The 11,160-nt window shown below is 47.7% G+C and carries 10 protein-coding genes; 8 read left to right on the forward strand and 2 right to left on the reverse strand.

What is annotated here, in order from left to right; all coding sequences use genetic code 11:
* The first annotated feature begins 80 nt into the window (after window positions 1-80).
* The 4 genes from HKN88_06585 (at window position 81) to HKN88_06600 (ending at window position 3,196) form a co-directional block, all read left to right on the forward strand.
* Complete coding sequence (locus HKN88_06585; protein NNC97724.1) at window positions 81-635, forward strand: threonylcarbamoyl-AMP synthase; 555 nt, start codon at window positions 81-83, stop codon at window positions 633-635.
* Window positions 636-716: 81 nt separating this feature from the next.
* Window positions 717-1,631, forward strand: coding sequence for an oxygen-dependent coproporphyrinogen oxidase (hemF, locus tag HKN88_06590; protein ID NNC97725.1), 915 nt, complete (start codon window positions 717-719; stop codon window positions 1,629-1,631).
* Between the two features lie 4 nt (window positions 1,632-1,635).
* Complete coding sequence (locus HKN88_06595; protein NNC97726.1) at window positions 1,636-2,541, forward strand: acyltransferase; 906 nt, start codon at window positions 1,636-1,638, stop codon at window positions 2,539-2,541.
* 73 nt (window positions 2,542-2,614) lie between these two features.
* Window positions 2,615-3,196, forward strand: a complete 582-nt coding sequence (locus HKN88_06600; protein ID NNC97727.1) for an acyltransferase — start codon at window positions 2,615-2,617, stop codon at window positions 3,194-3,196.
* A 3-nt stretch (window positions 3,197-3,199) separates the two neighbouring features.
* Here the strand turns inward: HKN88_06600 and HKN88_06605 are convergent, their stop codons facing one another.
* Both HKN88_06605 and HKN88_06610 read right to left on the reverse strand, forming a co-directional pair.
* Complete coding sequence (locus HKN88_06605; protein ID NNC97728.1) at window positions 3,200-3,652, reverse strand: M23 family metallopeptidase; 453 nt, start codon at window positions 3,650-3,652, stop codon at window positions 3,200-3,202.
* A 166-nt stretch (window positions 3,653-3,818) separates the two neighbouring features.
* Window positions 3,819-4,418, reverse strand: a complete 600-nt coding sequence (locus HKN88_06610) for a DNA-3-methyladenine glycosylase I (protein ID NNC97729.1) — start codon at window positions 4,416-4,418, stop codon at window positions 3,819-3,821.
* A gap of 169 nt (window positions 4,419-4,587) precedes the next feature.
* Between HKN88_06610 and HKN88_06615 the strand changes: the two genes are divergently transcribed.
* The 4 genes from HKN88_06615 to HKN88_06630 form a co-directional block, all read left to right on the forward strand.
* Window positions 4,588-5,301 (forward strand): CerR family C-terminal domain-containing protein, encoded by a 714-nt coding sequence (locus HKN88_06615; protein NNC97730.1) that lies wholly within the window; start codon window positions 4,588-4,590, stop codon window positions 5,299-5,301.
* Window positions 5,302-5,305: 4 nt separating this feature from the next.
* Complete coding sequence (locus tag HKN88_06620) at window positions 5,306-6,829, forward strand: efflux transporter outer membrane subunit (GenBank protein NNC97731.1); 1,524 nt, start codon at window positions 5,306-5,308, stop codon at window positions 6,827-6,829.
* Entirely contained in the window at window positions 6,826-8,058 is a 1,233-nt protein-coding gene (locus tag HKN88_06625; GenBank protein ID NNC97732.1) for an efflux RND transporter periplasmic adaptor subunit, read from the forward strand. The genes HKN88_06620 and HKN88_06625 overlap by 4 nt, the downstream gene beginning before the upstream one ends.
* Window positions 8,048-11,160: efflux RND transporter permease subunit (locus HKN88_06630; GenBank protein NNC97733.1), on the forward strand; the 3,113-nt coding region annotated here is incomplete at its 3' end. The genes HKN88_06625 and HKN88_06630, both read left to right, overlap by 11 nt.

An 11,160-nucleotide genomic window follows, 5' to 3' on the forward strand; every position in this document is an offset into this window, starting at 1 on the left:
CTGTCCGGACTCTCGCTCGCTTAATACCCGCTAGATTCCGGATATGCTATTGCTGACTGGTAATTCGATATAATCTACCCATGCCCTCCCAATTTCAGATAGCAAAAGCCGTCGACACTGTGCAACACGGCGGTGTCATTGCCTACGCCACCGAAGCCGTTTACGGACTTGGCTGTGACCCGGACAATCATCACGCCATACAACGAATCCTTGAAATCAAGGGGCGTAACGCCAGACAAGGATTTATCCTTATTGCTTCAAGTTTTGCACAAGTTCAAAAATATCTGGAGCTATTGTCCATAGAAGAAGAGAATGCAATACGCGATTACTGGCCCGGACCTACAACTTTAATTCTTTCTGCAAGCGAGACCGTTTCTTCACTGGTGACTGGCGGCAGGGACAGTATCGCAATTCGCATCACTACTCACCAAGACACCCGGGAATTATGTGACGCGCTGGGACATGCATTGATCTCAACCAGTGCCAATCGCAGTGGACAACCGCCCATCAAACATGCCTGGCAACTGGAAAACCAGTTTGGTGAGCTAGTGGATTACATCTATCCATCAACACTTGGCGACTCAGACAAGCCAAGCGCGATTATTGATGCGAGAACCGGAAATAGAATCCGTTGAATCTCTTCTCATATTGTGCAAAGCGATGCCTGCAAGATGTATAGCTCGACCTCACTAATATAAGCTTCTACAATGCATTGCATGACAACTATCGAACAAGTTAAAAATTATCTCCTGGATCTACAAGAGCGCATAAGCCGAAATGTGGTCGAGCGCGATAAGCAAGGACAACTCCTTAAAGACCCCTGGGAAAAGGCACCACATGAGCCTTTGCAAGGTTACGGTGAATCCCGGGTATTCAACAACGGTTCTATTTTTGAAAAAGCCGGGTTTAACTTTTCCCACATCAAAGGCACGAAACTCCCGCCAGCCGCGACCCAGGCACGCCCGGAACTGGTCGGCGCTGAATACCAGGCGCTTGGCGTCTCGGTGGTCATGCACCCGCTCAACCCCTATGTGCCCACCTCACACATGAACGTACGCTATTTTGAAGCAGCTACACAAGGTGGCGGCAAAGTCTGGTGGTTTGGCGGTGGCTTTGATCTCACACCCTATTATGCTTTTGAAGAGGATTGCATCCATTGGCACCAGGTCTCCAAAGAGGCTTGCATACCCTTTGGCGAATCGGTCTATCCGGAATTCAAAAAACGCTGTGATGACTACTTCCATGTCAAACATCGCAATGAGCCACGCGGTATTGGCGGTCTATTTTACGACGACCTGCATGAATGGGGATTTGAAAAGTGTTTCGAGTTTATGCAAAAAGTGGGTGACGGATACATAAAGGCATACATGCCGATCGTGGATAATCGCAAGGATACGCAATACTCTGAACGTGAAAGACATTTCCAGTTACATCGCCGCGGTCGTTATGTGGAATTCAATTTGGTGTATGACCGCGGAACCTTATTCGGTCTGCAGTCTAAAGGACGCATCAAATCAATCTTGATGTCGATGCCTCCGTTGGTGCGCTGGGAGTACGAATATCAGGCCGAACCCGGTAGCGCAGAAGAAAAACTCTTGACTGAATTTTTAATCAACCGAGACTGGGTCTGATCCGGTGCTTGGCTTTTTACCAAAATTTATTCGCGTTCCGCTCGCCTATTTGCTTTTCATTCTGAACCTGGTGTTCTGGGGCATGTTACTTTTTTACCCCGTGATGTTATGCAAAATTATTTTCGCCAAAAGCCGGCTGCGACATTTTTTTGATGACCTGTTGGTGAAACTTGGAGAGCAATGGGTCTATGGCAATAATCGAATTTCCGATTGGGTTACGAATATTGAATGGGATGTGCACTGGGACGAGTCGGTAGCGTATTCCGAGAATGAGTCTTATTTGATCGCCTCCAACCATCAATCCTGGGTCGACATTGTCGTTTTGCAACGCCTTTTCACTGGAAAATTCCCTTTTCTGAGATTCTTCATCAAAAAACAACTCGTCTGGTTACCAATTCTGGGTTTTGCTTTTTGGGGACTGGATTTCCCGCGTATGCAACGCTTCAGTCGCGAGTATCTGGAAAAACACCCGGAAATGAAAGGCAAAGATCTGGAGGCCACCAAGCAGGCGTGCCAGCATTTCAAAACCAAACCGGTTTCCATAATCAATTTTTTTGAGGGCACACGTTTTACGCAAGCCAAGCATGAGAAACAAGGCTCACCTTTCAAACATTTGCTCAAACCCAGAGCTGGCGGCGCGGCTTTCACCCTCAATGCCATGGATGGTTCGGTTACAAAACTGATTGATGTGACCATCGCTTACCCCACCGGAAAGAATACTTTTAGTGACTTGTTTGCAAACAGGATCAAGAATGTCATTGTTCGAATCAATATGTTTGAGATACCGGAAGAATTCTTACACGGCGATTACCAGAATGACCCTGAATTTAAAGCGCATTTTCAGAAATGGACAAATGAATTGTGGGTAAAGAAGGATGATCTGTTAAATAATATACTTAAGCCTGAATAAGGTGCCTTGCACGGATACATACTGCACAGCTTTATTTATCAGTTATTGAATTGACGATTAAACTATTACAAGAATGAATGATTCCCTTACACTCGGCTCGAACATCCCCAGAAAAGGCAACGCCTTTACCGCCGCAATCGGCAGCGCGGTGTTTAAATTTCTCGGCTGGAAATTTGAAGGCGAAGTCCCTAACCTTGCACAAATGATTCTTCCGGTCGCACCGCACAGTTCCAACATGGATTTCATTGTCGCCATTGCGGCTGTTTTCAAACTGCGTTTACGCGTCTCCTATTTTGGAAAACACACCTTGTTCAAATTTCCCCTGGGATGGTTTATGCGCTCAACCGGTGGCATACCGGTTAACCGGGGTTCTTCACAAGGATTGACCGGTCAAATGGTTGAGGCATTCAATCAGCATCCGCAACTGATCCTTGGTCTTGCCCCTGAAGGCACGCGTGGAAAAGTCACCCAATGGAAAAAAGGATTTGCGGTGATTGCACAAGCAACCAATGTTCCCGTGCTAACCGTGCTTCTCGATTACGCAAATAAAACGATTCGTTTTATGCCCTTGATCACCGATGTCGGCGATGTGGATAAAACCATGGAACAAGTACAAGCATACACGGCGACAGCTAAACCAAAAAATCAAAACTAAATATTACTCCGGATATCTTGCCCCTGGATCCAGATACACCATCTTGCGAGCGCCATGCGGCCCGGCACTGAATCGCCACGGATACGGAATCACTGAACGCACCGTGTAGTGCAAATGTGGCGGTTTGCCTTTGGCATTACCCGTATCACCCACGGCGCCAATGACTTCTCCTGGACTCAAAAATTGAAAAGCATGCGCTTTGTGTTCTGACATGTGTGCGTAATAATGCATTTTCCATTTTGGACCAAGCACAAGTGCTACCTTGCCACCTTTTGTGTAGGTTCCTACGAAGGTAACAATCCCATAGCCATCCGATACAACCGGCGTGCCGTGATCGGCAAAAATATCGATACCTTTATGGGTTACTGAGGAACCCCAGGGGTAATACCAAAAACTTTGCGGGTCCCAATTCGCCCGGCTTGCACCTTCAACCGGAATCACTGCCGGGTCGGGCAAGCAATATCCAAGCACTATCACCAAGGCGATGAGAAGCCATTGTTGTTTGCGTCGCCGACTCCATTTCCTGCGACGTAAGCGACTGCGTGACAGTCGTTTTTTTAATTGCTCGCGAATAGATCCCCCTGTTGTCTTCCGCACACAGTCAGAATCCCATTAAACATCATTATCCTTGACACGCCTTATACCGAAAACAGTCCAGCGTATGATCATTGACCAAACCCGTGGCTTGCATATAGGCATACATGATCGTGCTGCCCACAAATTTAAAGCCGCGTTTTTTCAAATCTTTGCTTAGTGCATCAGATTGTTTGGAACTTGCCGGAACTTGTTGCATGGTTTTCCATTTGTTGACTTTGGGTTTTCCATCGACAAACCCCCAAACGTAATCTGAAAATGTTCCAAATTCTTTTTGTACTTCAATAAAACATTTGGCATTGCTTACTGCCGAGTTCACTTTGAGTTTGTTGCGAACCACGCCGGGATCCTGCAGGATCTTATCAATGCGCTTTTGGGTAAAACGGGCAACTTTATGTACATCGAAGTTGGCAAAATTCTTCTTGTAACCGGCTCGCTTATTCAAAATTGTGGACCAGGATAGACCTGCCTGAGCGCCTTCCAGAACCAGAAACTCAAACAATGTCTGGTCGTCGTAAACCGGCATACCCCACTCTTGGTCATGGTATTCAATATAGGCATCACTCATGCCGGCATAGGCCCAGTTACAGCGCTTAAGTTCGTTTGAATGATTCTTTTGTTTGGTCATGGAATGGCTCGATTGCGCGGAAAATATCCGATAATCAGCATTGTAATTGAAATCCGAGCTACGTAATCAAATTTCTATCTTATTGTTTTTATTGATTAAAACCATTCAGACTTGTGGAAAAATTAATTAATCGAATGATTTAATCACTTGATTAATTATAATTCCTGACATGACAGTAACTTCCCCCAAATACTTAAACAAAAATTGTGGTCGATCGCGAGGCGAGATTACCCGTGATGTCTTGATCGAAGCCGCACTTGAAATCTTTGGCCGCGATGGCTTCGATGCCGCCAGCACACGCGAGATCGCCGAGCTTGCCGGCACTAACCAGGCTCTGATCAATTACCACTTCAAAGGCAAGCAAGGCTTGTATCTGGCGGTGTTCGAACACATTGCCGAGCAAATGCGCCAGGGTCTTGGCGCGATCATTCAAGAGATTTCTCAACATATAGACGATGTCAGCAATCTAGATCAGGATCAGAAAACCGAGTTTGCATTGACCGCCTTGGAAAGCATAACCTCGCGTTTGATACACATGATGAACTCCAGACTGACACGTCATTGGTCCAATATGATCCTGCGCGAACAACAACACCCGACTGCTGCCTTTGACATTATGTACAACGGCCCGATGGGTAAACTGTTTGAAATCACCACCCGTTTGATCGCCATGATCAAACAGATCGATCCAGACACTGAAGAAGCTCGTTTGATGAGTATTCTGATATTTGGGCAAATTCATATTCTTAAAGTAGCGCGCGCAACCTTGCTGGCACGCATGCAATGGCAAGAATTTGGTGAAAAAGAAATGGCGTTTGCCGAACAAATGATCTTTAACAACATCCGCGCTCTGTTGGGCGTAGAAACTGCCACAAGGACGTAAAGGTATGTCGCAGAAATTAACTCGCTCGTTATTTATTTTGCTTTTGGCAAGTTCACTGACAGGGTGTTCACTGGTTCCTCTGCGCTCAGTGGTGAACGCTCCGCAATCCACCATTATTCAAACACCCGAGAATTTTTACGCTCAGGAAAATACTGAGTCAGCCCCAAACCTTGAGCAAGACATACAATTTGCACTGGTCGACGGGATTCACTGGGTCAGGCATTTCAATTCCAAAGAACTTGAACTTCTGATTGAGCAGGGTCATGCCAATAATCCGAATTTGGCCATCACCGCGACACGCGTGCTGGACAGTCAAGTTCTCGCCAGTATTTCAAGTGGGCAACGCTTACCCAATCTGAATACCGGATTGACGGCAGCAAGATCCAAAGCAAATGTATCCGGAAATAGTATTATTGGTGACAATTTTGATCTGGGCCTGAGTAGTCAATGGGAAGTCGATCTATGGGGTAAATTGCGCGACCAGAACAAGGCTGATGTGCTTTACGTGAAAGCCAGTCAACAGCTCTATAGTGCTGCGAAACTCTCACTCAGTGCCAATATTGCGAAGGGCTATTTCAATGTACTCACCGAAATCGAATTACTCAGACTGGCCGAACAAAACACCAAAAACATAGAACGCATCGAGGCCATCACCGTGCGTTCTTTCAAACGTGGCCTGGTCAATGCATTAGACGTACAACTGGCCAGACGCGATCTGGCCAACGCCAAGCGTGCACTTCTAACCCAACAAAACACAAGCCGGATCGCGGTCAGGAATCTGGAAGTGTTTCTGGGCAAATACCCTGAAGGCAATGCAGATTTTACTCACAGTTTGCCCGCCTTACCCGAACAGTTAACAGTTGGGGTGCCCGCGCAAGTACTCGAAAGACGTCCTGACTTGCAAGCAGCGGCCCTGCAAATGTTAGCCAGTGAAAAAGATGTACAGGCGGCCCGCAATGCGCTCTTACCAAGCATTGTGTTGAGTGCTTCGGGCGGTACTAATACCGCTGATCTTAAAAATATTTTTGATAAAGATTTCAGTGTCTGGTCAATACTCGGGAATCTTTCGCAACCACTGCTGAACCGGTCGGCGTTAAAAGGCAATCTGGAACTGGAGAAGAATGCACAAGAGCGCGCCAAACTGGAATACATTGATCTGGCTTTGCGCGCCATGAACGAAGTGGAAACCACCCTGGCAAGTGAAAACAGTTTGCGCCAACAGGTGATCGAGTTGACCACGGCACGAGATTACGCCAAACAATCCAGTCTGCAAGCGCAGCAACAATATGAAAAAGGCCTGGTCAACGCCAATACCCTGTTAAGTACAGAAACCCAGTACTTGAACGCTGAACAGGCCCTGCTTCAAATTCAAAACCAGATCCTTCAAAACCGCGTGTCTTTGTACGTTGCCTTGGGTGGTGATAATGAAACTGACCTGGACAGTAGAACTGGATCCTCGGTGTCGGTTTTAAACCGCCAACCAGCAACTGAAATTACCGGTCAAGCCTCTTCAGGTGGCATCTTATGAAACAAGTTAACCAATCCAATTACGACAAGGAAGAAAACATGCAAACGGAAAACGGCAGCGCCGCCATAAAATTCAATCGCAAACATTTTGCGGGTATGGGTATTGCCTTGCTACTGATCGTACTGGCAATCGGTCTATCCAAGGTCAATGCATTAAGCAAAACCGAACCCGTGGCCAAGGCCACGCCGCCCAAACAGATTATTGCGAAAACCGTGCGCGTAAGCCCTGGCGTTGCGGCACCGGTTTTAAAAAGCACCGCCACCGTTGAAGCCTGGCAAGAATCACAACTGGCGGCGCAAGTCAGCGGACGCCTGGTGTGGTTATGTGACTGTCTTGAAACCGGTCAACAAGTCGAAAAAGATACTGTATTGGCAAAAATTGAAGCCGCGGATTATCTGGTCGCCGTAGCGCAAGCCAAACAAGCGCTGGCCGACGCAAAACAAAAAATTGCGGAAGAAAAAGCGCGATCCGAACAGGCGCGCATTGACTGGGAACAACTCAATCTGGGTGAACCAACCGAACTGGCCTTACGTAAACCACAGCTGGAAACCGCCAATGCCAGCTTGCGACGGCGCGAACTTGAATTGCAACAAGCCAATCGCAATCTCAAACGCACTCAGATCAAAGCTCCCTACGCCGGCATAATTACCGCGCGCAGCAGCAATGTCGGAAATTTTGTCAGCACCGGTGCAAGTATTGGCACCATCCTGAACACCGATAAGGTTTTGGTGCGTTTTGCCTTAAGCCCGAATGACGTGAACAAACTGGATCAGGAAAACCTGGAAGTGAATTTACGCCAAAGCGGATCACATAAACTATCCTGGCCGGCCAGGATCGAACGCATCGACAGTGTGATCGACCCGAAAACCCGCTTGATCAATGTAATTGCTGAAGTGCAACAGCCATTTGATCTTGAACGTCATACAAGACCTTTACGCGTAGGATCTTTTGTGTCGGCCGAATTTTCCGGTAGCCCTTTTACCAACGTATATCAACTGCCGAATTCTGCCGTGCTAAGCGACAACTCCGTGTATGTTGTCGATAGCGAAAACATAGTGCAGGTCCATGCAGTCGAGATCCAGCATCGCAACCCGGACTCGGTTCTGGTGCAGATTCCTGCAGCCCAACAGCAGGCATTGAATGTCATCACCGTGGGTCAAGGCGCTTATACCCAGGGACTTAAGATCAGTGTTCTTGATTCAGTCGGGGGAGATCAAGATGGCGCATAATTATCACGACACCTCCCCGTTTAACCCTATTCGCTGGTTTTTAGACAATCCGATCGCGGTCAATATATTGATGTTCTCCATCATTCTTGGTGGCTTGTTTTCGCTGGACAATATGCAGCGTCGTGTCATGCCGGATGTGTCTATCGACTTTTTTGTGATTCACGTACCGGTTAATTCCGGTTCTGCCGAAGACGTTGAACGCACAATTGTGAGTAAGATCGAAGAAGAAGTGAGTGGTATTGAAGGGGTGGAATCGTATAACTCCACTTCGACCGCTAATCTTGGTTCGGTCGCGGTTGAGGTTGCCAAAGGCTATAACAAAAACAAAGTGCGCAATGATGTGATGACCCGCGTTGATGCTATTTCAACGTTTCCGCGCGATGCCGAGGAACCCTATGTTTTCGATATTGACGGAAATTCGGAAATTTTTGGTGGCACGGTAATCCAGATCAATCTGTCCGGACAACGCTCGACCGCACAACTCAGTGATCTGGCCGAGGAACTGCGTGCCCAGTTGTTGGAACAGGAAGACATCACCAGTGTCGACATTGATGGTATTCCCACTGAAGAGATCTCGATAGAACTGTCGGAAGAAACCCTACGTGCCTATCAGATTAACATGGACACCGTGGTCAATGCGATACGCAGCTATTCGGTAGATCGGAGTGGTGGCACCCTGAAACAGGATTCCGGTTTCATGCAATTACGTGTACGCAAAGAACGTCGCAATGGAGAAGACTTTGCCAATATTCCGATCCTTAGTTTGGCTAATGGACAACAAGTATTATTGCGTGACATCGCCGTAATTAAAGACAGCTACACCGAAAGTCTGAACATCAGTAAATTCAACGGCAACCCCAGTGTGGGTGTGTTGGTGAAGTCCACAGAAGTACAAGACATTATCAAAATTAAAACCGCGGCTCTGGGTGTGCTGGACAAGTACCAAAAAAATCTGAGCCCGGACATTGCGGTTACCACCTGGCTGGATGAGACCATCACCTTGCAAGACCGGCTGGACCTGGTTAAAAAGAACGGCTTGTTAGGTTTGGCCCTGGTACTTATATTGCTCGGTCTGTTTTTGGACCTGCGCCTGGCAATGTGGGTGGCCGTGGGTATTCCCATTGCCTTTTTGGGCGCGATTTTGTTAATGCCAAGTGCAGGCACCAGTTTTAACTATGTATCGACCTTCGGCTTTATCGTGGCACTGGGAATTGTGGTGGATGACGCCATTATTGTCTCGGAGAGTGTGCATCGCAGTGTGGAGACCAAGGGCCCTGGCCTGGCTTCGGTGTTTGAGGGCACCAGCAAAGTCGCGATACCCACCACTTTTGGTGTGCTCACCACCATGGCGGCGTTCTTGCCACTGATCTTGCTGGACGGCGTATTTGGCGACATTCTTGGTGAAATGGGCACCGTGGTAATGTTGTGTTTCCTGTTCTCACTGATCGAATCCAAGTTGATTTTGCCAAGTCATTTACGACATTTAAAACCCAGTCGTCAATACGCGCAAGGCGAACGCATAAATCCGATTAGAAAAATTCAAAATGTAATTTCCAAAGGCTTAGGCAAACTAGTGAATGATTTTTACATGCCATTAATTCGCAAAGTACTTAAGGCTCGTTACATCACCCTGGGCGTATTTATTGCCGCTTTAATACTGGCCATGAGCATGGTCGGCAATCAGGTCCAAGTGGCATTTTTCCCCGACCTTGAAGATAACCGCATGCGTGGCAGTATCGAAATGCTGGAAGGCACACCGTATGAAGTGACTTTTGATGTCTTAGACCGACTTGAAAACAGTCTGGAACAAGCGGTGCAGGAGTTTACCGGTCGCAGTCTTGAGGATGTGAGTGTGCAAGACATCGTAAAAAACATCGCCTATGTCTCGAACGGAGATAAAACCTTAAACTTTCGGGCTGAACTGGACAAGTACCAGGGCAAAGAGATCAGTCCGGCCGCCTTCTCAAAGATCTGGCAAAAACAATTCGGTTCACCCTCCGGCGTGAAAGTTGTGAGCATTGGCGCGGATGGCGGGCCCACCTCATCGGATGTGGAGATCATTCTTGAATCCAGAGATCTTGAAGACCTTAAACAGGCCACAGCGATCGTGGAAACCGAACTGCGTAAATACAATGAAGTGGTGGATACCAGCAACAATCTAATCTCGGGTCAAAATGAACTGCAGTTCACCACCAACGCCCTGGCGCAATCGATGGGATTGAATGAAGCCGAAATTATCCGCCAGGTGCGTCAGGCGATCTATGGTGCTGAAGTGCAGCGCATCCAGCGTGGACGTGAAGAAACCCGGGTGTTTGTACGGTATCCCGCTAACGAAAGACAAGACATCTCGATTTTGGATAATTTACGCATACGCACTCAACAAGGCCAGGAAGTCCCTTTGTCCGCTTTAGTGAACAGTGAGCTCGCCCCGGGCGTGACCCAGATCATTCGGGTCGATGGCAAGCGCGCGGTCAAGATCACAGCGTCGGTTATTAACAAAGTTGCACTGGGCAAAATGCAGGATGTGTTTTTAAATAACGCCAATGCTTACTTTGCCGATCTACCCGGTGTGGATTATCGTCTCGATGGTCAAGCCGAAGAACAACGCAAAACCGTTGGTAGCCTGATCTCCGGTTTGATGATCTCGGTAATATTGATCTTTACCTTGCTGGCCCTACCATTAAATTCATACGCCAAACCCTTGATCATTGTGTCGGTTATTCCTTTCAGTTTGATTGGGGTGATCCTGGGTCATTTCATCACCGGCTATTACATGAGTTTGCCATCCTTCCTAGGGGCATTGGCACTCTTCGGGGTAGTCATCAATGACAGCCTGGTACTGACCACAACCATTAATTATCATCAAGACCGCGGACGCAATCTGCTTGAAGCCATCGAAGTCTCGGTACGCGAACGATTCCGTCCCATCCTGTTAACCTCGATCACGACCTACGCCGGCCTGGCGCCATTATTACTGGAAAACAGTTTGGCCGCCGAGTTCCTGAAACCCATGGCCATCTCTTTGGCCTACGGGATATTGTTTGCCACCATGATCACCCTGATCCTGGTACCGGTGATCTTCCGCATACTCGCCGACATCCG

The sequence above is a fragment of the Gammaproteobacteria bacterium genome, assembly GCA_013001575.1.
Taxonomy (GTDB): domain Bacteria; phylum Pseudomonadota; class Gammaproteobacteria; order Steroidobacterales; family JABDMI01; genus JABDMI01.

Coding starts and splice junctions, on each gene's coding strand:
- HKN88_06615 (NNC97730.1), top strand. CDS start 4,588: ATGACAGTAACTTCCCCCAAATACTTAAACAAAAATTGTGGTCGATCG.
- HKN88_06585 (NNC97724.1), top strand. CDS start 81: ATGCCCTCCCAATTTCAGATAGCAAAAGCCGTCGACACTGTGCAACAC.
- HKN88_06625 (NNC97732.1), top strand. CDS start 6,826: ATGAAACAAGTTAACCAATCCAATTACGACAAGGAAGAAAACATGCAA.
- HKN88_06610 (NNC97729.1), bottom strand. CDS start 4,418: ATGACCAAACAAAAGAATCATTCAAACGAACTTAAGCGCTGTAACTGG.
- hemF (NNC97725.1), top strand. CDS start 717: ATGACAACTATCGAACAAGTTAAAAATTATCTCCTGGATCTACAAGAG.
- HKN88_06620 (NNC97731.1), top strand. CDS start 5,306: ATGTCGCAGAAATTAACTCGCTCGTTATTTATTTTGCTTTTGGCAAGT.
- HKN88_06600 (NNC97727.1), top strand. CDS start 2,615: ATGAATGATTCCCTTACACTCGGCTCGAACATCCCCAGAAAAGGCAAC.